General features: G+C 33.9%; 28 protein-coding genes. 13 read left to right on the top strand and 15 right to left on the bottom strand.

Translation table 11 applies throughout. The features are described 5' to 3' along the window. Window positions 1-134 precede the first annotated feature (134 nt). The 6 genes from ACXGQW_RS05175 to ACXGQW_RS05150 all read right to left on the bottom strand — a co-directional run bounded on the left by ACXGQW_RS05175 (window position 135) and on the right by ACXGQW_RS05150 (window position 4,237). Window positions 135-1,364 (bottom strand): 3-phosphoshikimate 1-carboxyvinyltransferase, encoded by a 1,230-nt coding sequence (locus tag ACXGQW_RS05175; RefSeq protein ID WP_457824032.1) that lies wholly within the window; start codon window positions 1,362-1,364, stop codon window positions 135-137. A gap of 3 nt (window positions 1,365-1,367) precedes the next feature. After that, a complete protein-coding gene (locus ACXGQW_RS05170; RefSeq protein WP_457824031.1) occupies window positions 1,368-1,628 on the bottom strand; it encodes a hypothetical protein in 261 nt (86 codons plus the stop codon). Beyond that, entirely contained in the window at window positions 1,628-1,954 is a 327-nt protein-coding gene (locus ACXGQW_RS05165; protein WP_457824030.1) for a nucleotide pyrophosphohydrolase, read from the bottom strand. Before ACXGQW_RS05165 ends, ACXGQW_RS05170 begins: the two co-directional genes overlap by 1 nt. Before the next feature lie 79 nt (window positions 1,955-2,033). Further along, window positions 2,034-2,690 (bottom strand): leucyl/phenylalanyl-tRNA--protein transferase, encoded by a 657-nt coding sequence (gene aat, locus ACXGQW_RS05160; RefSeq protein ID WP_457824029.1) that lies wholly within the window; start codon window positions 2,688-2,690, stop codon window positions 2,034-2,036. A gap of 67 nt (window positions 2,691-2,757) precedes the next feature. Continuing rightward, entirely contained in the window at window positions 2,758-3,120 is a 363-nt protein-coding gene (locus ACXGQW_RS05155) for a DUF3127 domain-containing protein (RefSeq protein ID WP_457824028.1), read from the bottom strand. Between the two features lie 85 nt (window positions 3,121-3,205). Continuing rightward, entirely contained in the window at window positions 3,206-4,237 is a 1,032-nt protein-coding gene (locus tag ACXGQW_RS05150; RefSeq protein ID WP_457824027.1) for a glycosyltransferase family 9 protein, read from the bottom strand. Window positions 4,238-4,323: 86 nt separating this feature from the next. Here ACXGQW_RS05150 and ACXGQW_RS05145 point away from each other — a divergent pair, with 86 nt between their 5' ends. The 7 genes from ACXGQW_RS05145 (at window position 4,324) to rsmI (ending at window position 10,666) form a co-directional block, all read left to right on the top strand. Next, window positions 4,324-5,238 carry a DMT family transporter gene (locus ACXGQW_RS05145; RefSeq protein WP_457824026.1) on the top strand — a complete coding sequence of 305 codons (915 nt, stop codon included), beginning with the start codon at window positions 4,324-4,326 and terminating at the stop codon, window positions 5,236-5,238. A 51-nt stretch (window positions 5,239-5,289) separates the two neighbouring features. After that, entirely contained in the window at window positions 5,290-6,147 is an 858-nt protein-coding gene (locus ACXGQW_RS05140) for a YicC family protein (RefSeq protein WP_457824025.1), read from the top strand. Continuing rightward, complete coding sequence (gene gmk, locus ACXGQW_RS05135) at window positions 6,147-6,719, top strand: guanylate kinase (RefSeq protein WP_457824024.1); 573 nt, start codon at window positions 6,147-6,149, stop codon at window positions 6,717-6,719. The genes ACXGQW_RS05140 and gmk overlap by 1 nt, the downstream gene beginning before the upstream one ends. 35 nt (window positions 6,720-6,754) lie before the next feature. Continuing rightward, the gene (gene nadD / locus ACXGQW_RS05130) at window positions 6,755-7,333 is read left to right on the top strand and encodes a nicotinate (nicotinamide) nucleotide adenylyltransferase (protein WP_457824023.1); all 579 of its coding nucleotides are present in this window, start codon (window positions 6,755-6,757) and stop codon (window positions 7,331-7,333) included. 54 nt (window positions 7,334-7,387) lie between these two features. After that, complete coding sequence (locus ACXGQW_RS05125) at window positions 7,388-8,428, top strand: M23 family metallopeptidase (protein ID WP_457824022.1); 1,041 nt, start codon at window positions 7,388-7,390, stop codon at window positions 8,426-8,428. Between the two features lie 3 nt (window positions 8,429-8,431). Further along, window positions 8,432-9,925 (top strand): GH3 auxin-responsive promoter family protein, encoded by a 1,494-nt coding sequence (locus ACXGQW_RS05120; RefSeq protein ID WP_457824021.1) that lies wholly within the window; start codon window positions 8,432-8,434, stop codon window positions 9,923-9,925. A 75-nt stretch (window positions 9,926-10,000) separates the two neighbouring features. Then, window positions 10,001-10,666, top strand: coding sequence for a 16S rRNA (cytidine(1402)-2'-O)-methyltransferase (gene rsmI, locus ACXGQW_RS05115; RefSeq protein ID WP_457824020.1), 666 nt, complete (start codon window positions 10,001-10,003; stop codon window positions 10,664-10,666). 14 nt (window positions 10,667-10,680) lie between these two features. On the opposite strand, the gene ACXGQW_RS05110 is transcribed toward rsmI, so the two are convergent. Together ACXGQW_RS05110 and ACXGQW_RS05105 are read right to left on the bottom strand one after the other, a co-directional pair. After that, entirely contained in the window at window positions 10,681-11,523 is an 843-nt protein-coding gene (locus ACXGQW_RS05110) for a hypothetical protein (RefSeq protein WP_457824019.1), read from the bottom strand. 63 nt (window positions 11,524-11,586) lie between these two features. After that, window positions 11,587-12,405 (bottom strand): hypothetical protein, encoded by an 819-nt coding sequence (locus tag ACXGQW_RS05105; RefSeq protein WP_457824018.1) that lies wholly within the window; start codon window positions 12,403-12,405, stop codon window positions 11,587-11,589. Window positions 12,406-12,483: 78 nt separating this feature from the next. Here ACXGQW_RS05105 and ACXGQW_RS05100 point away from each other — a divergent pair, with 78 nt between their 5' ends. The 3 genes from ACXGQW_RS05100 to leuD all read left to right on the top strand — a co-directional run bounded on the left by ACXGQW_RS05100 (window position 12,484) and on the right by leuD (window position 15,621). Beyond that, window positions 12,484-13,404 (top strand): 1-phosphofructokinase family hexose kinase, encoded by a 921-nt coding sequence (locus tag ACXGQW_RS05100; protein ID WP_457824017.1) that lies wholly within the window; start codon window positions 12,484-12,486, stop codon window positions 13,402-13,404. A 128-nt stretch (window positions 13,405-13,532) separates the two neighbouring features. Further along, window positions 13,533-14,930 (top strand): 3-isopropylmalate dehydratase large subunit, encoded by a 1,398-nt coding sequence (gene leuC / locus ACXGQW_RS05095; RefSeq protein ID WP_457824016.1) that lies wholly within the window; start codon window positions 13,533-13,535, stop codon window positions 14,928-14,930. A gap of 91 nt (window positions 14,931-15,021) precedes the next feature. After that, window positions 15,022-15,621 carry a 3-isopropylmalate dehydratase small subunit gene (gene leuD, locus ACXGQW_RS05090; RefSeq protein WP_457824015.1) on the top strand — a complete coding sequence of 200 codons (600 nt, stop codon included), beginning with the start codon at window positions 15,022-15,024 and terminating at the stop codon, window positions 15,619-15,621. A 68-nt stretch (window positions 15,622-15,689) separates the two neighbouring features. On the opposite strand, the gene ACXGQW_RS05085 is transcribed toward leuD, so the two are convergent. Further along, entirely contained in the window at window positions 15,690-15,815 is a 126-nt protein-coding gene (locus ACXGQW_RS05085) for a hypothetical protein (protein ID WP_457824014.1), read from the bottom strand. A gap of 253 nt (window positions 15,816-16,068) precedes the next feature. Between ACXGQW_RS05085 and ACXGQW_RS05080 the strand changes: the two genes are divergently transcribed. After that, window positions 16,069-17,586 (top strand): alpha-isopropylmalate synthase regulatory domain-containing protein, encoded by a 1,518-nt coding sequence (locus ACXGQW_RS05080; RefSeq protein WP_457824013.1) that lies wholly within the window; start codon window positions 16,069-16,071, stop codon window positions 17,584-17,586. A gap of 59 nt (window positions 17,587-17,645) precedes the next feature. Then, on the top strand, window positions 17,646-18,701 hold the full coding sequence (leuB, locus tag ACXGQW_RS05075; RefSeq protein ID WP_457824012.1) for a 3-isopropylmalate dehydrogenase: 1,056 nt from the start codon (window positions 17,646-17,648) through the stop codon (window positions 18,699-18,701). 33 nt (window positions 18,702-18,734) lie between these two features. On the opposite strand, the gene ACXGQW_RS05070 is transcribed toward leuB, so the two are convergent. Both ACXGQW_RS05070 and ACXGQW_RS05065 read right to left on the bottom strand, forming a co-directional pair. Then, window positions 18,735-19,838: a hypothetical protein gene (locus ACXGQW_RS05070; RefSeq protein WP_457824011.1), complete on the bottom strand. Its 1,104-nt coding sequence runs from the start codon at window positions 19,836-19,838 to the stop codon at window positions 18,735-18,737. 26 nt (window positions 19,839-19,864) lie between these two features. Further along, the gene (locus ACXGQW_RS05065) at window positions 19,865-20,842 is read right to left on the bottom strand and encodes an endonuclease/exonuclease/phosphatase family protein (protein ID WP_457824010.1); all 978 of its coding nucleotides are present in this window, start codon (window positions 20,840-20,842) and stop codon (window positions 19,865-19,867) included. 99 nt (window positions 20,843-20,941) lie between these two features. On the opposite strand from ACXGQW_RS05065, the gene hflX reads away from it, so the two are divergent. Then, window positions 20,942-22,165 (top strand): GTPase HflX, encoded by a 1,224-nt coding sequence (gene hflX, locus ACXGQW_RS05060; protein WP_457824009.1) that lies wholly within the window; start codon window positions 20,942-20,944, stop codon window positions 22,163-22,165. Window positions 22,166-22,244: 79 nt separating this feature from the next. Here hflX and ACXGQW_RS05055 read toward each other — a convergent pair whose 3' ends face one another. The 4 genes from ACXGQW_RS05055 to ACXGQW_RS05040 form a co-directional block, all read right to left on the bottom strand. Further along, on the bottom strand, window positions 22,245-23,087 hold the full coding sequence (locus ACXGQW_RS05055) for a DUF3078 domain-containing protein (protein WP_457824008.1): 843 nt from the start codon (window positions 23,085-23,087) through the stop codon (window positions 22,245-22,247). Between the two features lie 7 nt (window positions 23,088-23,094). Next, the gene (locus tag ACXGQW_RS05050; RefSeq protein ID WP_457824007.1) at window positions 23,095-23,601 is read right to left on the bottom strand and encodes a DUF2480 family protein; all 507 of its coding nucleotides are present in this window, start codon (window positions 23,599-23,601) and stop codon (window positions 23,095-23,097) included. Between the two features lie 86 nt (window positions 23,602-23,687). After that, the gene (locus ACXGQW_RS05045) at window positions 23,688-24,008 is read right to left on the bottom strand and encodes a DUF59 domain-containing protein (RefSeq protein WP_457824006.1); all 321 of its coding nucleotides are present in this window, start codon (window positions 24,006-24,008) and stop codon (window positions 23,688-23,690) included. Window positions 24,009-24,035: 27 nt separating this feature from the next. Further along, the gene (locus ACXGQW_RS05040; RefSeq protein WP_457824005.1) at window positions 24,036-24,461 is read right to left on the bottom strand and encodes a SufE family protein; all 426 of its coding nucleotides are present in this window, start codon (window positions 24,459-24,461) and stop codon (window positions 24,036-24,038) included. Window positions 24,462-24,533 lie beyond the last annotated feature (72 nt).

The raw sequence follows: 24,533 nt of genomic DNA, 5'->3' as shown, positions 1-24,533 counted from the left end.
ATATGAACAGTTTTTTTTAAAGTTGATGAAATTCAGATGATTGAGAGTTCTTAAAAGTCAGTGTTTGTAAGGTGTATATAAAACAAAAGGCTCAAAATTATTTTTGAGCCTTCTGTTTTACGCGAATTTGATTATTATTGAAATCTTTCAAAATTTTCCCAATAACTAGGGTAGGATTTAGAAACAACTCCCGCATCATCAATATTAATGTTTACTTTTAATAATAATGGTGCAAATGCCATGGCCATTCTGTGGTCATTATAAGTAGCAATATGAATGTCATTATTAATCTTCCCACAAAAAGCTTTTACAGTTAACGTTTCATCGGTATATTCTATGGTAGCACCCAATTTTGTTAGTTCGTTGTACAAAGCAATAATACGATCTGTTTCTTTAATTTTTAAGGTATGTAACCCTGTCATATGACATTCCACACCCAAACCAAAAGCAGTAACAGCGATGGTTTGCGCAATATCTGGAGCCTTTACTAAGTCGAATTCTACTCTTTTGGGTAATTCAAAATTCTGAATTTTTTCTAGCGTAATTGTATGTTTGTTAAAAGTGGTGTTTACACCAAATTCCATGTAAATATCCTGTAAAACAGAGTCTCCTTGTAAACTTGTTTGTTTGTAGGAAGAAATATCTAATTTTCCACGACTGGATAACGCGACAAAACTATAAGAGTAAGAAGCTGAACTCCAATCTGATTCTACTGTAAAGTCTGTGTTTTTAATATCTTTAGTGGCTTGTACTTTTATAAATTGACCCTCAAAATAGGTCTCAACACCCAAGTCATTCAACAAGCTCAAAGTCATTTGAATGTAAGGAATGGAAGTAATTTTACCTTCAAACTCAATCGTCAGTCCTTCGGGTAGCGTTGGAGCTATCAGTAACAAAGATGAAATGTATTGGCTACTCACACTTCCATCAATCTTTACCTTATTATCTTTTAAAGTTGTTCCTGTAATTTTTAATGGAGGAAACCCATCGTTTTTGACGTATTCTATATTTGCTCCTAAAGCACGTAAAGCATCAACCAAAATTTTAATAGGACGCTCTTGCATTCTTTGCGATCCTGTTAAAATAATTTCGGAGTTAGGTTTTACAGCAAAATAACTGGTTAAAAAGCGCATGGTAGTACCCGCGTGTCCAATATTAATTTCTTTTTCTGATGATTTTAACGCATTTAACATCAAGTTCGTGTCATCAGAATTGGAGAGGTTGCTAATTTTGATGCTTGGATAAAGTGCTTGTAAAATCAATAAGCGATTACTTTCGCTTTTAGAGCCTGTAATTTCGAAAGAATCATTAACAGGTCCGTTGTATTGTTTTAAAAATTTAGTTCCTATATCTGCGTGTGCCATATTTTATACTAGGTTTTTAGCTTTTCTTTTGGTTAAAAAAGCCATTACAAATCCATATCCCGTAATAACAACAAGTCTGATACCTACAAAAGTGATCCAAGTTCCGTTGCTAAAACTTTCTGGAATAGCATTTAAATTTCCGTTTCTGATGAGTTCTGCAGCTGTTAAAACCACTGCTAAAATAGCTCCGAAAGAAATCATAAACCTAATAGCTAGTCTCCAAATTGGAGTTTCCGCAACTTTTTGGACTTTTTGATTTGCCATTATTTTAATTTTTGATTGTTATGATGACGATCGTGATCGCGTTTGGTTTTTAAGTCTAATTTAGCGTCAAAAGCAGCTTGTAAATCTACCCCTGTTTGGTTGGCTAAACACAATAGGACAAACAAAACATCGGAGAGTTCTTCTCCTAAATCTTTGTTTTTGTCACTTTCCTTTTCTGATTGCTCTCCATATCTACGAGCAATAATTCGAGCAACTTCACCTACTTCTTCCGTAAGTTGAGCCATATTAGTTAATTCGTTAAAGTAACGAACACCGTGTTCCTTAATCCAATTGTCAACTTCTAGTTGAGCGTTTTTAATATTCATCTGTTGATTTTCTTAGGCGGGTTAAGCCTTTTTTATTAAAACGGCTCAAAGATAAGGGTTTGATTGGCAACAAAAAAAGCTATTCAGTATTTGCACGGTTTTTCTGTAAAATATCTAGAAAATCCTGCCTAGGAATTTCATAAGCTCCCAAACTTTCTAAATGATCGTTATGTACTTGGCAATCTAATAAATCGTAATTGTTCTGTGTTAAATAATTGTTTAACCAAGCAAAAGCAACTTTAGAAGCATTACTCACCTTGCTAAACATACTTTCTCCACAAAAAACGTGTCCTTGATCGATACCGTACAAACCACCAACCAACTCATTATTCAGCCAAACTTCTACAGATTTGGCAATACCCAATTGATTCAGTTCTATATAAGCATTTTCCATGTCGTTGGTAATCCAAGTTCCCAAACCATCGTGCCTGTCTATGGATTTACAATGATAAATTACTTCTCTAAAATTTTGATTAAAAGTAACTCTAAACACATTCTTTTTAATGGTTTGTTTCAAACTTTTAGAAGGTTTGTAATGTCTCGGGTCTATTACCATTCTCCACTCTGGGCTGTACCATAAAATAGGTTCTCCATCACAAAACCAAGGAAATATTCCCTGTTTATAGGCAGCTATCAATCTTTCAGTAGACAAATCTCCGCCTACAGCGAGTAAACCATCTTGATTGGCCAAGTTTGGGTTCGGAAATTCTAGAGAGTTCTGATCTAATAAGTACATATAGTAGAATTAAAAAACGCTTTCAAAAATATTGAAAGCGTTTATATGAAAGAACAATTTTCTTTTTTTAGAAAGGTAAATCGTCTGGTTCTTCGTTTTGTGCAATAGAGGTAGTTTCAAAAGAAGCTGGAGCTTCTCCACCCTGTGCAGCAGGTGCACTAGCTTCTATTCTCCATCCAGTAATAGAATTAAAATATTTTGCAACTCCTTCTGGATTGATCCATTCACGACCTCTTAAGTTGATAGAAATAGTTACATCTTGTCCTACCTTATAATTGTCTAAAATATCTACTTTATCTTGAACAAATTCGATCATTAACATTTGAGGATACTGCTCATCAGTAGTTAAAACTAATTCTCTTTTTCTAAATCCGCTAGCTCCAAATGTTTGCGTATCGTTTATCAATTTAATTTTTCCAGTTACTTGCATGGTCTTCATTTATTTGTTGAGATTCAAAATTAAAGAATTGTACTAAATGAACATAGATTAGACAAAAAACTTTATTAACAAAATATTATTTTAAAATATTTGAAACACTATTAATGATTGTTTGAGGTGTGATGGTTTCCATTACATTTTCATAGCCAGGTATAGTTTTGTTTCCGTAAATAGAGGTGGGGAGTAAAGGGTATTTTTCTCTATCTGCAACAATACAATTTTCTGATTGGTTAAAAGGTGCAAAACCAGCATACGGATGTGTAGCTCCCCAAATAGTAATGGTGGGTACACCAAACATAGCAGCAAAATGTCCATTACCACTATCCATACTAATCATGATAGAAAGATTGCTGATGATGCATAACTCTTCTTTTAGCTTTACTTTACCAGCAATACAGTAGGTGTTCTCAATTTTTTTACTTATTTGGGTAAGCAAATCAACCTCTTGTTGCCCACCGCCAAAAAGAAGAACTTTATAATCTTTACTTAATACATCAATTACTTGTTTCATCAATTCTAAAGGATATTTTTTTCCTTGATGAGCCGCAAAAGGAGCAATACCAATTAAAATTTCGTTTTCAGTATGATTGATCTGCGTTTTTATTTCTTGAGGAATGGCTTCTCTCGTTTTTAACTCTGGCTTACTTAAATCGATGGCTAAGCCTAGTTGATTAAACACATCTGCATAGCGTTGATGTGTTGTGGTAAGCTGTTTAAAAACTTTATTTTTAAAAGCGGTTAGCGCTTTTTTTTCTGCTCTTCCTTTATCAATACGATGAACTTTAATGTTGTTTAGTTTAAATAGGGTTCTTAAAAGTTTAGATCTAAGGACGTCGTGCAAATCTGCAACAGCATCAAAATTAAATAGTTTGAGCTCCGTATATAATCTATAAATACCGTTAAATCCTTTATGTTTTCCATGAAGATCTGCGGTGTAAAAAGTTACATTTTCAATTCCATCAAACAAAGGTTTTAAAAAATCTTTAGATACTACGGTAATTTTAACATCTGGATGTTGGGCAACGAGTGTTTTAATCACTGGAACAGTCATAGCAACATCTCCCATGGCAGACATTCGAATGACCAATATGTTTTTTGCTTTTTGCATAGGACGAATTTAGGTATTTTCTACTAGTTTTATAGATGAGTAAATGGATAAACTTTATCATCTTTGCTATATAATCTATCATGATAATGAATAGTAGAAACTTGGCATTATTAGCTGTTTTTAGTACGGCCGTTTTCTACGGAATTACCTATTCTGTAGCCAAAGATGTAATGCCACAATATTTAAGTCCGTATGCTTTTGTGTGGGTGCGGATTGCAGCAACCACTTTGCTTTTTTGGATAAGTTCTTTGTTTGTAAAAGCACCAGAGATGGAAAAGAAAGACTTTCCATATACAGCACTTTTGTCTTTAATTGCAATGGTTGTAAGTGTGTTGTCTTTTTATAAAGGGCTAAGTTTAACAACCCCGATTAACGGAGCCGTTATTATGGTAACCACTCCTATCATTGTTTTTGTTTTTTCTCTCTTTATCCTAAAAGAAAAATTACAGATAAAAAGAGTGTTGGGAATTGTGGTGGGCTTGTTAGGTGCTTATTTTTTAACCACTGCAGGAAAGCAAATAGCTGTAAATGCCAAAAATATTCCATTAGGAAACTTGTTAGTATTTGTAAATGCATCAGGTTATGCCTTGTATTTAATTTTAGTTAGGAAAATGATTGCAAAATATCATCCTATTACTTTTGTAAAATGGTTGTACACCTTTGGTCTCATCATTATGACTCCTTTTGTGTTTGATGAAGTTTTAGAAGTTGCTTGGCAGGAGATACCTATAAAAATTTATTTGATTATTGTCTACGTAATTGTGTTTGCTACCTATTGCAATTTTTTATTTAATCTTTATGGATTAAAGCATTTAAAACCTACCACTGTAAGTGCTTTTATCTACACGCAGCCTGTCATTGCATCAATAGTAGCATTGATTATGGGAACAGATGAATTAACGTTGGTAAAAGTTGTAGCGACCTTAGCTATATTTATAGGAGTATATTTAGTGAGTTTAAAACCCAAACAAGAGACTACCAAACTAACAGGGGAGAGATAAAGACTATCCGCGTTAAAATACCTATTTTTACTGCCAAATTTTTTAGGATACATGATACAGTCTATGACAGGGTATGGGAAAGCCATTGTGCAATTACCAACCAAAAAGGTTACAGTAGAAGTTAAATCTTTAAATAGTAAAAATTTAGATTTAAGCGTTCGTATGCCTCAGTATTACAAGGAGAAAGAAATTAGCGTGCGAAAAACTATTGCTAGCAAAGTTATCAGAGGAAAAGTAGAATTTTCCATTTATGTAGAAATGACGGCAGAAGTATCGCAAACCAAGGTCAACGTAAATGTGGTAGCTGATTACATGAATCAACTAAAACAAATTGCAACAGGTTCTGATGTTGAGTTGCTAGAAATGGCCATGAGGTTGCCAGATACGTTAAAAACAGAAAGAGAAGAGTTAGATCCTGATGAGTGGAAATCGATAGAGTCAGGTATTCAGGAAGCTTTAATAGCTTTGGTTCAGTTTAGAAAAGATGAAGCAGCATCTTTGGAGACAGATTTTAGAGAACGCATTCAAAATATTCAAAAATTGTCGTTAGAAGTAAATCAACACGATGAAGATAGGATGGCAGCGGTAAAAGCAAAATTGAGAAAGGCCATTGATGATTTAGAAGTAACAGTTGACGAAAATAGATTTGAGCAAGAGTTAATTTATTACTTAGAAAAGTTAGACATCAACGAAGAAAAAGTACGTTTGTCCAACCACTTAGAGTATTTTTTAAAGGAATTGAATAGCGAGGTTTCTGATGGTAAAAAATTAGGATTTATTGTTCAGGAAATAGGAAGAGAAATTAATACTACAGGTTCTAAATCCAATTACGCTCCTATGCAACAAGTAGTAGTGCAAATGAAAAATGAATTGGAGAAAATTAAAGAACAAATATTAAACGTACTATAATGGCATCTGGAAAGTTAATTGTGTTTTCGGCTCCATCAGGTTCAGGTAAAACAACTATTGTAAGACATTTATTATCTAAAACAGACTTGCCTTTAGATTTTTCTATTTCGGCAGCTTCTAGAAGTCCAAGAGAAGGAGAAGTTCATGGAAAGGATTATTATTTTTTATCTGCGGATGAGTTTAAAAGAAAGGTAGATGAAAATGCTTTTTTGGAGTGGGAAGAGGTTTACAAAGATAATTTTTATGGAACCTTAAAATCCGAAATTACAAGAATTTGGAAAGAAGGGAAACACGTTATTTTTGATATTGATGTGGTAGGTGGTTTAAACATCAAAAAGCAATTTCCACAAGAAACTCTAGCGGTGTTTGTACAACCTCCATCTATAGAAGAAATGGAAAGAAGGTTGAGAGGAAGAGCCACAGAAACGGAAGAGAAAATTAAAATGCGTGTAGCCAAAGCAGCACAAGAAATTGGTTATGCTGAAAAATTTGATACCATTTTAATTAATGACAATTTAGAAGAGGCTAAAGAGAACGCCTATCAATTAATTTCAAATTTCATCAAACAGTAAAAGAAGTTGGATTTGTAGGCTAGCATCACATTTTTATGAAAATAGGATTGTATTTTGGAACTTTTAACCCCGTACATATAGGTCATACTATTTTGGCCAATCATATGCTGCATTATACTGATATGGATGAGGTTTGGATGGTGGTAACTCCTCATAATCCTCATAAGAAAAAAAGCACGTTGTTAGAAAATCATCATCGATTAGAAATGGTTTTTAAAGCGACGGAATCTTTTGAGCATATCAATCCTACGGATATAGAATTTAAGTTAAGACAACCAAATTACACCATTGATACCTTGGTACACATTTCTGAAAAATACCCGAAACACGAGTTTGTGTTAATTATGGGAGAAGATAATTTAAGGTCGTTTCATAAATGGAAAAACTATGAGGTGATTTTGGAGGACTATGAGGTTTATGTTTATCCAAGAATTGGAGACAGAATATCAACAAGTGAATTGACAAATCATCCTAAGATACATATTGTTGATGCTCCAGTGGTACAAATATCTTCTACTTTTATTAGAAAAGCCATCAAAAACAATAAATCAGTTAAGCATTTGTTATTGCCTAACGTGTGGGAATATATAGATCAAATGAATTTTTATAAATAAAAAGTATAGTATTACATTTGTTAGCCAAAGCCTTTAGTTAGGAAGTATAAACACATGAAAAAAAAACGTAAACAAATAAAGAAAAAACTAGTTGAAAAATACCGTTTGGTAGTTTTAACAGAAGATTCTTTTGAAGAGAAATTCTCTTTTAAGTTAACGCGTTTAAATGTGTTTGTTTTTGGAGGCCTATTTAGTATTATGTTGATAGCTTTTACTTCCGTGTTTATTATTTATACACCGTTAAAGGAATATATTCCTGGTTTTGAGTCTCCGGAGCTTAAAAAAAATGCTCTGGCCTTAAACTTTAAATTAGATTCTATTGAGCAAAAGTTACATGCAATAGAATTGTATACAGAATCTACAAAACCAGTATTAATTGGAGATCATGCCATTGAAGTTACGGAGTTGCCTTACGTTACCAAAGAAGGAGAATCTGTATATCAGTCCGGAGTAAGGAACAACGATTCTGTTTACGTGAGATTAAACAAGTTGTATTCTTTGTTGGAGCAAAAAAACAAAACCATTGAAGATTTAACCAAGAGATATAAAAACTCAGACTTGAACAGTGATAATCAAAATTCTAGTTTAGTTACTGTTGATGATGGAGATGAACTATCTGACGAAGCGTTGGTTTCTTTGGAAAACTCTATACAAGATTCCGTCTTTAGAGCCAAAGTGGAGCAAGAAGAGCGATTTAGTATTTTTGGTCATGAGAATGAAAAAATAGATCAAGTTTTCGTAGTGCCTACGGTAGGTAATATTACGCAAGAATTTCATGCGGCTTCTAATCACTTTGCTATTGATATCGCTACAGCCAAAAATGAATTTGTAAAAGCCATAGCAGATGGTGTTGTTGTGTTTGCAGAGTGGTCCATAGAAACAGGTTATGTGATTATGTTGTTACACAGGGATAGTTTTGTTAGTGTTTACAAACACAATAGTAAAATAAACGTCTCGCAGGGAGATTTGGTAAAAGCTGGTCAAATTATTGCAAATGTAGGATCCACTGGTGAGTTGAGTACAGGTCCTCATTTGCATTTAGAAATGTGGAAAGATGGTTATCCAGTAGATCCTACAAATTTTATGAAGTTTTAAAAAATGAGTATAAAGTCAAAGTTAGCTTTACCCATAGCTAAGATAATTCGTATGCAAGTATATAAATGGGCTAAAAATCCTATCAAAACTCAAGAAAGAACATTCCAGTATTTAATTAAAAATGCAAAGAATACGGCTTTTGGAAAAGATCACGGTTTTAAAAACATCAAAAATTACGAAGATTTTAAAAAAAGCGTTCCTGTAAACGATTACGAAGGGATTAGAAGTTACGTGGATAGAATGGTAGACGGAGAATCAAATGTTCTTTGGAAAGGAAGACCTTTGTATTATGCAAAAACATCTGGAACTACATCTGGGGCCAAATACATTCCTATTACAAAAGAATCGATGCCTACTCATTTAACCGCTGCACGAAATGCGCTGTTGTTTTATATTGCAGAAACTGGGGATGCTTCTTTTGTAGACGGTAAGATGATTTTTTTACAAGGAAGTCCTGTTTTAAAAGATTTAAAAGGGGTAAAATTAGGGAGGTTGAGCGGAATTGTGGCTCACTATGTACCTAAGTACTTACAAAAAAACAGATTGCCAAGTTGGGAGACTAACTGTATAGAAGATTGGGAAACCAAAGTAAATGCTGTGGTAGAAGAAACGGTAAATCAGGATATGTCTGTAATTAGTGGTATTCCATCTTGGGTTCAAATGTATTTTGAGCGTTTGCAAGAAAAGACAGGAAAAACAATTTCCGAGCTTTTTCCTAAATTTAATTTCTTTATCTACGGTGGGGTTAATTTTGAACCTTACAAGAATAAGTTTGAGAGCTTAATTGGTAAAAAAGTAGATTACGTTGAGTTGTATCCTGCATCAGAAGGATTTATTGCTTATCAAGATTCTCAAACAGAACAAGGAATGCTACTGCAATTAAAGAGTGGTATTTTTTATGAATTTATACCAGCAGACAAGTTTTACGAAGAAAATCCGCCGAGATTATCTATTGGAGAGGTAAAGTTAGGAGTTAACTACGTTATTATTTTAAATACTTCCGCAGGATTATGGGGGTATAATATAGGGGATACGGTAGAATTTACATCTATATCTCCTTACAGAATTAGAGTGACAGGTAGGGTGAAACATTTTATATCCGCATTTGGGGAACACGTTATTGGGAAAGAAGTAGAAAAAGCTTTAAAAGATGCTGTTACAGATACCAACGTAATTGTTAGTGAATTTACGGTAGCTCCTCAAGTAACCCCCCAAGATGGTTTGCCATATCACGAATGGTTTATAGAATTTGAAAATGAACCTAAGGATTTGGATAGTTTTGCTGCCAAGATAGACCAATCTATGCAAGACCAGAATATATACTATTTTGATTTGATTAAAGGAAGCGTCCTGAAACCTTTAGTGATAACCAGCGTAAGAAAAGGAGGCTTTCACGAGTATATGAAGTCGATAGGTAAATTTGGAGGTCAGAATAAAATTCCACAACTATCTGACAATCGAAAGATTGCAGATGTGTTGAAAAACTTTGTTGTTTAATTGTACAGTTTATGAAGTATCAGATAAAAGATTCTTTTATTTGTTGCCTGTTACTCAGTACCCATCACGAATAAAATGAAATTATACCTAGTCCCTACACCTATTGGTAATTTAGAAGATATGACTTTTAGAGCCATTAAGGTTTTAAAAGAGGTTGATTTGGTTTTAGCGGAAGATACTCGTACCAGTGGTAAGTTAATGAAGCATTTTGAGATTTCTACTCAAATGCAAAGTCACCACATGCACAATGAGCACAAAACAGTAGCGCATTTGATTTCCAAATTAAAAGGAGGAATGACAATAGCATTGATATCGGATGCTGGTACCCCTGCCATTTCCGACCCAGGTTTTTTGTTGACTAGGGCTTGCGTACAGCACGATATTCCCGTTGAATGTTTACCAGGAGCTACGGCTTTTGTGCCTGCTTTGGTTAATTCTGGTTTGCCTAATGAAAAATTTGTATTTGAAGGCTTTTTGCCTGTGAAAAAAGGAAGACAAACTCGTTTGTTAAAATTAGCTGAAGAAGATAGAACAATTATTTTTTACGAATCTCCTCATAAACTAGTAAAAACATTAGGACACTTAGCAGAATATTTAGGGGTAGATAGACAAGCTTCAGTCTCCAGAGAGTTGACTAAAATGTTTGAAGAAACTAGAAGAGGTACTGTAACCGAATTAGCAGAATATTACACCAACAAACCACCAAAAGGCGAAATTGTATTGATTGTTGCAGGTAAATAAATACTACCTATAAGTTATCTTAAATTCCAAAATAATCCTCCAGTATAGGTGTTCCCTTTCAGTACTAGTTGTCCATCAAAAGTGTTTAAGTAGCTTAAAGATATTCCAAATTTAGGAGTTACGTAATAAGCCAATTCTAAATTAACGCTACGTGTTTCAAAACCGTTTCCAAATAGTTCATTGGCATTTACTCTAGAAGGATTTGGGTCTATATCAACGTTATCCATAGATTGTATATTATCTTGTTTGGCAAACAACCATAGTTTGTTGTTGTATCCAATACCAAACTCTAAACCGTACCTCCATTCGTCAGAAAAATCATCAGGTCTGTTGTTCGCTCCTCCATAAAAATTTGCATAAGTGGCAAATTTGCTAAATCCTATTAAAGGTAAACCAGCAGACATGGTTAAACCCTGATTAAATTCTCCGCCACCTAAAGGTAGTCTCAATTTTCCTGTGATGGCTGTGGCAATCCAATCTCTCTTAAACAACCTGTACTTGGCACCTAGCTCAATATCACCTAGTGGTAAACTATTAGAATTCTCAAAAACTTGATTACCTGGAGTGTCGTCAGATTGCTCTGGAGTATCAAAGTTGGTAAATATTGGCACAAATGCAGTAATGGTAAACTTATCAGATTTTCCATACTCACCATAAACACCCAAGGAGTTGATACCTGCATCATCATTTTTTGTTTCTACACCCTGTTGACTAAAATGTCTATCAGAATTGATACTTTGGAAAGCTGCTTTTACATAATATTTCCCTTTACCTTGGGTCCAACCACTTTGTGCGTTTGTCTTGGAAACAAAAAAAGCAAGTACGATAAAGGTTCCGAATATTTTTAGTTGACTCATAATTTTTTAATGTTAAATATTTTAATCTGAGTCGATAAATGAGACGAAAATTACACCAAAGAATTATTCAACCATTAAACTATTAATCATCCTATCTGTTAACAAGTCATAATCTTTATTCTGATTGATCCATATCGTGGCTAAATTTATAGTAGTTAAATCGTCCTTAAGACAAGTAACGTTTTTAAAATGATAGGTGTCCTTATCTTTTCTAAAAGTTCCTTTTCTTACAATGGTTGGGTGATGATGGATGCTTGTTTTTTCATCGTTGTAAAATACGTCAACTCCTTCAAGTTCGTCGACAACCCCTACCATAAACCCGTGAGAAGCTCCCTGTAAGTTGACTTTGACTACCTTTTGATTGTATTCTGTAATAACAACAGCTGCTGCGAATCCTCCAAAGGTTTCGTACTCATACATATAGATTGCATCTAACAAACCCTCTACCTCTTTTGCTCCCTCTTGCTCGTGATTTTTGTTTTGGGACAATTGATAAGGGCATTCTATAGAAACTTTATTTCCGAGAAAGAATTGTCTTTCCCAAGGTTTGTTCAATGCATCAGAAATTGGATATATAGTTTGATATACAAAGGAAAAAAATTGATTACTATATTGTTTTCCAAAGTAAGAACCGATCACAACAAATAGGGCAATTAAGACCAGTTGCACCATTTTTTGAATAGAAACTTTAGACTTTTTTTTGGATGTAGCTTTTTCAATCCCCACTTCTTGTCTAAAATCATTGACGTTTTTTGTAGGATGTTGCTTTTGCCAGTCCTTAAAATTATTATCTAGTTTCTTTCCACAAGCGTTACAAAAAATCTGATATTCCGAGTTGATTTCGTTAAAATTGGAGCAATGATGACACTTTAGATATCTCATAATTAAATTATAGGTAAATACTATGGAATAAAGATAAATCTAATTATTTTTAGTTGTCTCAATCTAATAAAAAACTATATGAAAATAATTACGTTAACACTCAACCCTGCATTAGACAAAAATGGACAGGTAGAAAAGCTAATACCTTACGAAAAACTAGAAACACACCATGTAACTTACCACCCAGGAGGAGGAGGTATTAATGTGTCGAGAGTTTTACAAAGATTAGGACTTAAAAATGCGTGCTTATTTCCTTATGGGGGTAAAACGGGGGAGCATCTTGTTTCTCTATTAGAACAAGAACAGGTCAATATCTTTAGCAGCGAAATATCAGCAGTGACTAGAGAAAATTTTGCAGTATTGGAAACAAATTCTGCAAAACAATATCGATTTGGAATGCCTACAACTCCCTACAATCAAAACGATTTAAAAATTATAGAAACGAGGCTCAACAGTCTGGTTAATGACGGAGATATATTGGTGATTAGTGGAAGCATGCCTCCAGGATTGCCAGTAGATTACTACAGCAAATTGATAGAAATTTTAGAATGTAGAGAGGTTAAAATTGTAGTAGATACTTCTGGAGAAGCTTTTTTAAATATTCTAAAAAATAAGCTATTTATGATAAAACCCAATCATCACGAACTAGCTACTTTGGCTGGTAAAAAGGAACTAAAATTACAAGAAAAGAAAGATTTTGCCATGGAGTTGGTAGAGAGTGGCAGGGTAAATTACGTTGTTGTTTCTTTGGGAGCTAAAGGGGCTTTTATGGCTCATAAAAATGGAATTGAGCATATAGAACCTCCAAAAATTACGGTAAAAAGTACAGTAGGAGCAGGAGACAGTATGTTGGCAGGTCTGTTATACGGAGTTTATCACAATTACGAGCCTAGCAAAATACTTAAAATGGGGGTTGCTTGTGGTACAGCAGCAACGCAGAGCGAAGGATCGGATTTGGCTCATAAGGACAACATTAATCGATTTTTTGACGAGTTGTAAAGTCTTTGGACGTCGTAATAATTTAGAGCCAGTTTAAGGAATAATGGAAGCTTTTTTTGTAAATTTGCCGTTCTGTAATTCAACGAATTGCAATCATAACAGAAAACAATAAATAAGTCGAAATCAATATGGCAACAACATTATTTGACAAAGTTTGGGATTCACACGTAGTACGTCACGTAGAAGACGGACCGGATGTATTCTTTATCGATCGTCATTTTATCCACGAAGTTACAAGTCCAGTAGCATTTTTAGGATTAGAAAGTAGAGGAAACAGTGTAGTGTATCCAGAGCGTACTTTCGCTACAGCAGATCACAACACCCCTACCATTAATCAACATTTACCTGTAGAAGATGCTTTATCTGCAAATCAGTTAGATGCTTTAGAAAGAAATGCAAAAAAACATGGAATTTCTCACTGGGGATTAGGAGATATTAACAATGGTATTGTACACGTAGTAGGTCCAGAAAATGGAATTACGTTACCTGGTGCAACTATTGTTTGTGGAGATTCACATACTTCTACTCATGGTGCTTTTGGAGCGATTGCTTTTGGTATTGGTACTTCTGAAGTAGAAATGGTTTTGTCTACACAGTGTATTATGCAACCAAAGCCTAAAAAAATGCGTATTAACGTAAATGGTAAATTAGGTGCGGGAGTTACTCCTAAAGATGTTGCTTTATATATTATAGCTAAACAAACAACTTCTGGAGCTACAGGTTATTTTGTAGAATATGCAGGAGATGTTTTTGAAGATATGACGATGGAAGGTCGTATGACTGTGTGTAACTTATCTATTGAGATGGGTGCTCGTGGTGGTATGATTGCTCCAGATCAAAAAACTTTCGACTACATTGCTGGTCGTGCTCAAACTCCTAAGGGAGCAGATTGGGACAGAGCAATGGAATATTGGAAGACTTTAAAAACGGATGAAGGTGCTGAATTTGATGTTGAGTTTAACTACGATGCAGCAGATATTGAACCGATGATTACTTATGGAACTAACCCAGGAATGGGAATGGGAGTTACCAAATCTATCCCTAATGCAGAGGCAGTAGAAGGTGGAGTTGAAACTTACAGAAAATCTTTAGGTTACATGGACTTCAACGAAGGAGATTCTATGATTGGTAAACCTATAGATTTTGTATTCTTAGGATCTTGTACTAACGGACGTATTGAAGATTTTAGAGCTTTTTGTTCTATAGTTGAAGGACGTAAAAAAGCAGATCATGTAACTGCATGGTTGGTGCCAGGATCTCACAAAGTTGTAGATCAAATTAAAGAAGAAGGATTAGATAAGATTATCTCAGAGGCTGGATTTGTATTAAGAGAGCCAGGGTGTTCTGCTTGTTTAGCAATGAACGATGATAAGATTCCAGCAGGAAAATTATCTGTATCTACCTCTAACCGTAACTTTGAAGGACGTCAAGGACCAGGGTCTAGAACTTTATTAGCCTCTCCATTAGTAGCAGCAGCATCTGCGGTAGAAGGAGTTGTAACGGATCCAAGAACATTATTAGTTTAATTAAAATTCAAGAATTGAAGCATTAAAAGATAGATACCACGAGATTGTAATTTTCAATCCTTGAATCTTTTAATTTTTAAATATAAAAAGTATGGCTTACGATAAATTTGAAGTATTAACAAGTACAGCTTATCCATTACCAACAGAAAATGTGGATACAGATCAAATCATTCCTGCTCGTTTCTTAAAAGCTACGGAACGTAAAGATTTTGATATTAACTTTTTCCGTGACTGGAGATTTAATGCAGATGGAACTCCAAAAGCAGATTTTCCATTAAACAAAGAAATTTACGCAGGATCTAAAATTTTAGTAGGAGGTAGAAACTTTGGTTCTGGTTCTTCTAGAGAGCATGCAGCTTGGTCTGTGTACGATTTTGGATTAAGATGTGTAATTTCTTCTGAATTTGCAGATATCTTTAAAAACAACTGTTTAAACGTGGGAGTGTTGCCTGTACAAGTTTCAGCAGCGTTTGCAGACAAATTATTTGCTGCAATCGAAGCAGATCCTAAAACAGAAATTAAAGTTGATTTACCAAACCAAACAGTTACTTTATTAGCTACAGGAGAATCTGAATCTTTTGTAATTAATGGTTACAAAAAAGGAAACATGTTAAATGGTTTTGATGATATTGATTACTTAAAAAACATTGAAAGTGAAATTTCTGCCTTTGCAGAAACTCGTCCTTTCTAGTTTTTTTTTTTGATATTGAATAAAAAAGCGTTTCACTTAGTTGTGAAACGCTTTTTTATTTCTTTTTTTTAGAATATAATAATATTAAAAACTTTTTTGTTTTTATAATCATCAATTTCATCAGAATATGCTGATAATAGAAAAATACTAAATGGAATAGAGTATAATAATGCCATAATTTTTAATGTACTCATAGCCTTTTTTTGTTTTTTATTAAAAATAATTGAGCAAATGAATATAAAATTTAAATGTGATCATAAAAATCATTTTTATATTCATAGATATCAATTTTAGCCTATACTTTTCAGATTTCAAATGCTCAAATCAATAGATAATTAAAACACTTTCTATATATTTGCTTTTCGTATTTTTTAGAGATGTTCTATGTTAAGATTACTGTTTATCAGTAGTTAAACTTAGATTTTTCTAAAAATTAGCTTACACATTATGAGCAAGAAGAAGATAGAAATAATGGATACTACACTCCGTGATGGTGAACAAACCTCAGGAGTGTCATTTGCTGCTAACGAAAAATTAACCATCGCTCAATTGTTGTTAGATGAGTTAAAGGTAGATCGTATAGAAATTGCATCGGCAAGAGTATCGCAAGGAGAGTTTAATGCGGTGAAAAATATCACCGATTGGGCTGTTAATCATAACCATATTGATAAAATAGAAGTTTTAACTTTTGTAGATAAAGGAACCTCTATTGCTTGGATGACAGAAGCAGGGGCAAAGGTTCAGAATTTGTTAACCAAAGGTTCTATGAATCACTTAGAGCATCAACTTAGAAAAACCCCTGAGCAACATTTTTCTGAAATAGCTGATTCTATTAAAGAGGCAGCAGATAAAGGAATAGAAACCAATGTTTATTTAGAAGATTGGTCTAACGGTATGCGTAATTCTAAAGATTATGTATATCAATATTTAGAGTTCATTTCTAAACAGTCTGTTAAAAGGGTAATGTTGCCAGATACTTTAGGAATTTTAACTCCAGAAGAATCGTACACATACATTAAAGAAATTAAAGCTAAATACCCAAATTTACATTTGGATTTCCATTGCCATAACGACTATGATTTAAGTGTAGCCAATGCCATGGAAGCCATTAAAGGTGGTGCTGATGGATTGCACTTAACGTTGAATGGAATGGGGGAGAGAGCTGGGAATGCACCCTTAGCTAGTGTGGTGGCTGTAGTTAACGATTTTTTACCGAGCTACTCGGTTGAGGTTAACGAAAAAGCACTTTATAAAGTAAGTAAAATGGTCGAAGCATTTTCAGGATTCAAAATTCCTGAGAGCAAGCCCATCGTAGGAGAAAACGTATTTACCCAAACAGCGGGTATCCATGCAGACGGAGATAATAAAAAGAATCTCTATTACAACGATTTGCTTCCAAAAAGATTCGGTCGTAAACGTAAGTATGCTTTAGGAAAAACATCAGGAAAAGCAAATATTCAAAAAAACTTGCAAGATTTGGGATTAAACCTAAATGACGAAGAACTAAAGTTGGTCACTCAAAGAGTGATTGAATTGGGGGACAAAAAAGAATTGGTTACTCAAAATGATTTGCCTTATATCATTTCTGATGTGTTAAATTCCAATGCAATTGACGAGAGTGTTAAAATAGAATCGTATGTTTTAACACATGCTAAAGGACTAAAACCATCTACAACTGTAGCGGTGTCTTTTGAAGGAGAAGTGATAGAAGAAAGTGCAAGTGGAGATGGGCAATATGATGCTTTTATGAAAGCACTTAGAAAAATATACGATAAAAAAGAATTGATTTTACCTAAACTGATAGATTATGCTGTTCGTATTCCTCCAGGATCTAATTCTGATGCGCTATGCGAGACCATCATTACTTGGAAGTTAAAAGGGAAAGAGTATAAAACCCGTGGTTTAGATTCAGATCAAACGGTATCTGCAATAATGGCTACGGAAAAAATGTTAAACATTATATAAACTAAGTATGCTGTTACTTAAAACTAACAAGTATTCTAAAATTCTTAAAATAACAAAAAATGAAATTAAACATTGCATTATTAGCTGGTGACGGAATTGGACCAGAAGTAATTGATCAGGCAGTAAAAGTTTCTGATGCAATTGCTGCAAAATTTGGACATGATTTAACTTGGAAACCAGCCTTAACAGGAGCAGCTGCCATTGATGCAGTTGGAGAGCCTTATCCAGATGAAACTCACGAGATTTGTAAATCTTCTGATGCTGTATTATTTGGAGCCATTGGACATCCACGTTTTGACAATGATCCTACGGCAAAGGTTCGTCCAGAGCAAGGTTTGTTAAAAATGCGTAAAGCATTAGGATTATTCGCTAATGTACGTCCTACATTTACTTTTCCATCTCTATTAGACAAATCTCCATTAAAGCAAGAACGTATAGAGGGAACTGACTTGGTTTTTTTACGTGAATTAACTGGAGGAATTTACTTTGGAGAAAAAGGTAGAAGAGACGGTGGAGATACTGCTTTTGATAACTGTGTTTATACAAAAGAAGAAGTGACTCGCTTGGCACGTAAAGGATTTGAGTTGGCAATGACCCGTTCTAAAAAACTTTGTTGTGTAGATAAAGCGAACGTTTTAGAGACATCTCGTTTGTGGAGAGAAACAGTACAAGGTTTGGAAGCTGAATATCCTGAGGTAGAAGTAGCTTACGAATTTGTTGATGCAGTAGCTATGCGTTTGGTACAGTGGCCTAACTCTTACGATGTATTGATTACAGAAAACTTATTTGGAGATATTTTAACAGATGAAGCTTCTGTAATTTCAGGGTCTATGGGGTTAATGCCATCTGCATCTATGGGGTCTGATATTGCTTTGTTTGAGCCGATTCACGGTTCATATCCTCAAGCAGCAGGAAAAAACATTGCAAACCCAATGGCAACAGTATTATCTGCGGCTATGATGTTTGAGAACTTTGGATTACAAGAAGAAGGAAAAGCAATTAGAGCTTCTGTAAACAAAGCTTTAGCAGAAGGTATGGTAACAGAAGATTTAGCTGATGGAGGTAAATCTTATGGAACTTCAGAAGTTGGAGACTGGTTGGCTGCTAATATTTAGTAACCAATTTATAAATACAAAATGGCTATTCACCTACGGTTGGTGGATAGCCATTTTTTTGTCTTTAAGAGCCAAATATTCTATAAGTAGACTTATAGTGTAAGCAGTACATTGGGTTCTTAGCCCAAACATGCGGTTTAATAAAGAATATTTTTGTAGGCTTCTCATCCATTGATTAGGGACCATTAAAGGAATAGAAGTGTAAAAAAAAGAAGTATTTTTTATAAACTCATCAAGTTCTATATCTAATGTTTTTTCAGGTTCAATATTAAGATTCAGTAAAGAAATATTTAATAGCAATTCGTCTACTTTGGTTGTATTCTCATGCTCTTTATATTTTAATATATCTTTAATCAGTATAGGTTTTAAATGAGTCAGCGTTGGATTTTTATTCATGTATTTACCAATCAGCCTACTAATGTGGTAACAAACTTGACTTGTGGTGGGATAGCACGGAGACACAAGATAAGGTTTGGTAATATAGTCTTTAGAACGAACGGCTTTTTCAATAAATAATAAAGAGTCTTTGTCCTGTCTTTTTAAAGGCAAATCGATAGCAAAATTCCATAATAGAATATTGGAAAGCACACAGACATCAATTTCAATGTGCATTTTTTTGCCAAAATACACGCTATAGGCTTTCAAGCTTTTGTATCCTTCAGGAAGAAAGGTGTTCCATGTAAGTGTTCCGTTAGCGTGTTTAATTAATTTTTTTTTAAGTGATTTTTGATTTTGCTGTTTATCTGTTAAATACACATAAGCAGTATCATCTGCATCATCTGCCAACTTAAATTGTTTGAAACGATGCATCACAAATCCGTTAGGAAAATAATCCATAGGATGGGTTTTAAAAAAATTATAAGTAATTCCTCCTTTAAAATTCTCAAAATGGGGATAACAACGTATTGTTTTGTCTATAATTTTTTTAGCAAGTATTTTTTCCTCTTTATTAAAATGTGATAAGTGTTCTTGCAGTGTGTAAGTAATTGCGCTTGAGAAAAATACATTTTCATCTTCTCTTTTATATCCCAAGAAGGGGTGATATCGTTGTGATGCAAAAATTCCATCAAGATAACCGTTGTTAGAGCTGTTAACTTGTAAATTATATAACTCTTGTAGTAATTGATGTTTTTTCAACGAATGATACTTTTTTTAAAAGTACGTTATTTTTTAAAGATACTAAAGATGGGAAAATGGTCGCTAAAACCACCTCTATAGAATTTACCGATGTAGGTTCTTAAAGGTTCCCCTTTATTTCTACCTGTCCAATCTGTTAAAAATTCTTGATTGAAAATCTCGGACTTCACGAATTGATTTCCAATATGACTTTGGTAAGCTTTGCTATGCAAAATTTGGTCGAATAAGTGCCAAGCCCCATTGTGATTTAGAGTTCCGTTTTTAGCAGTATGTAATTTTTCGGTCGGATTGGTAATAGTATTTGATACTAGATACTTAGCAATACTTTCAGAAGTGGGATCGTCATTAAAATCGCCCATGATGATAATTTTGGCATTTTCATCCTCCTTTAGAATCGCGTTTATTTTAACTGTTAGCAATCTTGCGAGTGATATTCTCTTGAGGTGCGTTTTGTCAATACCTTTTCTTCTTGAGGGCCAATGATTAACGAATACATGAGTCTCTTCACCATATAATTTACCTTTAACATATAAAATATCACGAGTATCATCTTTAACTCCGTTAGTTTCAAAGACATCTACGTGAATGGGCTCAGAGTGTTGGAGTTCAAAAAAATCTTTATGGTAAAGCAAAGCTACATCGATACCTCGTTCATCAGGAGATTCGTAGTGAACACAATCGTAGTTCAAATATCTCAAAGTTTCACTATGGATAATATCTAAGGCAACCTGTTTGGTTTCAACCTCGGCCAATCCCATTAAAACAGGAGGAAAAACACACTGTTCGGTTCCTATTTTAGATATAACCTTTGCTATTTTGTTTATTTTGTGTTGGTATCTATAGTGTCCCCACTTTTTTCTACCACCTGGAGTATAATCACTGTCTAAAGTGTGTTTATCGTCCTTATAATCAAATAAGTTTTCAGTATTATAAAAAGCAATTGAAAATAAGTTGTCTTCTGCCACTATCTTTTTTTTAAGAAGCGTAAAGATATCTTTATTCATGATACTTATCAAACAAAGAGGCACGAATGTATGGTAAAATTGAATATTATCAACCACAGCCCATAGCTAGCGAATTAAGTAATTGTTTACCTTTGTGATATGATAGACGAAAAAAAAGTAACTTCTGAAAAAACAGTCCTTGTAGGGGTAATCACACAACATCAAGACGAAGCTCAATCTACGGAGTATTTAGATGAGTTGGAGTTTTTGGTAAATACTGCCGGAGGAGTCGCTGTAAAAAGATTTGTTCAAAAACTAGACAAACCACATCCTAAAACCTTTATAGGTACTGGTAAATTAGAAGATGTGAGGGTGTATATAGAAACGCACGATATAGGAACCATTATTTTTGATGATGAACTATCTCCTGCTCAATTGCGAAATATAGAAAAGGTACTGGACACTAAAATTCTAGATAGAACAACGTTGATTCTTGATATTTTTGCGCAAAGAGCTCAAACAAGTTATGCAAGAACTCAAGTAGCATTAGCTCAGTGTCAATATTTATTGCCACGTTTAACCAAATTATGGACTCACTTGGATAAGCAAAAAGGGGGGATTGGTATGCGTGGACCAGGAGAAACAGAAATAGAAACAGATAGACGTATCGTAAGAGATCAAATATCGTTGTTAAAAAAGAAGTTAGCAACCATAGACAAACAAATGGCTGTGCAACGCAAAAATAGGGGTAAAATGGTTCGTGTGGCTTTGGTAGGTTATACCAATGTAGGAAAATCTACCTTAATGAATGTGATTAGTAAAAGTGAAGTGTTTGCGGAAAATAAACTTTTTGCTACTTTAGACACCACTGTTAGAAAAGTAGTGATTAAAAACGTTCCTTTTTTACTAACAGATACTGTTGGATTTATAAGAAAGTTACCCACTCAGTTAGTAGAATCTTTTAAATCTACTTTAGACGAGGTTAGAGAGGCAGATTTGTTATTGCATGTTGTTGATATCTCTCATCCAACGTTTGAAGATCATATCAATTCCGTAAACACGATTCTAAAGGAAATAGAAAGTGCGAATAAACCTACCTTGATGGTTTTTAATAAGATAGATAATTACACACATCAAGTAATTGATGAAGATGACTTGGTCACAGAGAAAACCGAAAAACACTATACTTTAGAAGAGCTTCAAAAATCTTGGATGTCTAGAATAGAAGAGGATTGTGTATTTATTTCTGCAATTAACAAGGAGAATTTAGAAGAATTTAAAGACAAAGCTTTTGACATGATTCGTGAAATTCATGCCAAAAGATTCCCATACAATAACTATTTGTATTCGGAATATGATGATAATGGAAACGTTCAAAACTAACACTAAAAAAGAGGCTTTAAAGCCTCTTTTTTAGTGTTAGAAATGGTCTAAACAAAGTAATATTAATATTCTCAGCTATTTAGAATTTGTAATTAAATCCTACTCCAAAAACTTCTCTAACCTGTATAGCGGCTACAGCATTTTTATCATAAATAGCTTGTGCAGTAATGTTGGTTGATAAGTATTCGTTAATTTTCATGGCAATATTAAGCGTGTAATCAAAATCGACAGCATCGTGCTTACCATCATCTGCAAGGTAATTTGCAAAAGCATTAAAAATGTTTTCGATGGATACATTTTTAACCACATTGGTTTTATAGTAAATAGCTAAACTCGTACCAACTTCAGTTTTAACAGTATCTCCTTGATCTACTCCAAATGAAGGACCATCTTCAGTAAATTTAGAATCCACAAAAACAAATCTTCCCGTTGCAGGAGCAATGTTAATTTTAAAATTGTCAGATTTTTTCCACAACATACCTGGACCTACCTGTACATATGCAGGAGAAAAGAAATCAGAAATAGCAATTCCATCTTTATTTAAACCCTCATCAAATTGAGTTCTAAGATTTGCAAAGGCTAAATAATACCATCTTTCGGTAGCTTGTTTACCCCATAAAGTGTTAATTTCTAAACGATCGTCCGTTTTTTGAAATCCGTCAGGAGCATCATTTTTTGTACTACCGTAGGCAAGTAAAAATTTAGTATCCCAAATAATATCTTCTTTCTTGTAGTTGATGTCGTAGTTAATGTTGGCGTTAACAGCAATATTGTTAATTCCACCACCTTGCCAGTCGTTATTAAAGGCAGATTGATTGAATAATAAGGTAAAGACTCCTGCTTTTTTCCAGTTGCTTTCCTTGTCTTGAGCAAACGATACAACAGAACAAAGTACCAATGCTAGTGTCGTAATTTTTTTCATTTATAATTTATTTAGTTTTTTTGAATAAAGGTACAGTAGAGCATGCTTCACCGTACATAATTGTTTTGGCAATCGGAATAAGTTTTTCTATCAAAAGTGTATATGCCGATTCTGGTATCGGTTTGTTCGCACATCCTTTTATAATCACAGGCTTATTTTCAAATTGACCAAGGTCAAATTTAGAAATAATTTCTACATATAAAATAGTTTCAAGCGTAGTTAAATCTCCAATAGCACATTTTTTTGCAAACTTAGCTGCTTTGGTTGCTAATAGTAGATATGCCCAAGAAGGAATAATAGCATTTGCGCTACAAGTAAATGCTACGTATTTGTCTTGCAATTGAGACCAATCATACTGGTCAGCTTTTTCTCTAAAGTCTTTTTCTTTTAAGATTAATTCTTGAAACAACCAATCTTTAATGTCAAACAAAACACGTTCGCCTTTTGGGTAAAAATCTTCAAGATCTATATTAATTAGATTGCTGCTGGCTACTCTGTTTACAATTTCGTCCATTTTTATCGTATAATAGTATTCGTTATAAAATAGGTAGTTGCCTGATTTTAAAAAAAACTACGAACTGCCTATTTTAGGTGATGCTGTTAAAGAAATCCTAACTCTAATTTAGCCTCTTCACTCATCATATCTTGAGTCCAAGTAGGATCAAAAGTTAGTTCTACTTCTGCGCTATCAATTTCTTCCAAAGCACAAACTTTATCTTCAACTTCCTTAGGCATGGTTTCCGCCACAGGACAGTTAGGAGAGGTCAAGGTCATTAGTATTTTAGCCTGCTTATTATCGTTTACTAAAACATCGTAAATTAAACCCAACTCGTATATATCTACGGGTATTTCTGGATCGTAAATTGTTTTTAAAACATTCACAATTTTATCTCCTATTTCTACAGTTTCTTGGTGTTCCATAATATGTTGGTTTGTTGTTTTATGAGGTTATGAGTTAAGTTTGCTTTGCATTCCTAAAGCATATAGTTTGATTTGTTTTATCATAGACACCAATCCGTTAGCTCTGGTAGCTGATAAATGTTCTTTAAGTCCTATCTCATCTATAAAACCCAAATCTGCATCTAAAATATCCTTGGGAGTTTGTTGATTAAAAACCCTCAATAGTACAGCTACAATTCCTTTGGTGATAATGGCATCGCTATCTGCATAAAAATTTAATTTGTTTCCATCTAATTCGGAATGTAGCCAAACTTTAGATTGGCAACCTTTAATTAAATTGTCGTCCGTTTTATATTGCTCTTGAATAATTGGAATAGATTTTCCTAGTTCTATCATGTAATCGTAACGCTCCATCCAGTCATCAAACATGGCAAACTCATCTACAATTTCCTCTTGTATTTCTTTGATAGTCATATTTTAAGCTTATTTTTGCAGCCACAAAGATACTGAGTAATAAGCAAGCGTACAATAATAAGTTAGCTAGCT

This window comes from Wenyingzhuangia sp. IMCC45533 (assembly GCF_054111225.1).
This window is presented reverse-complemented; position numbering and strand designations above follow the sequence as displayed.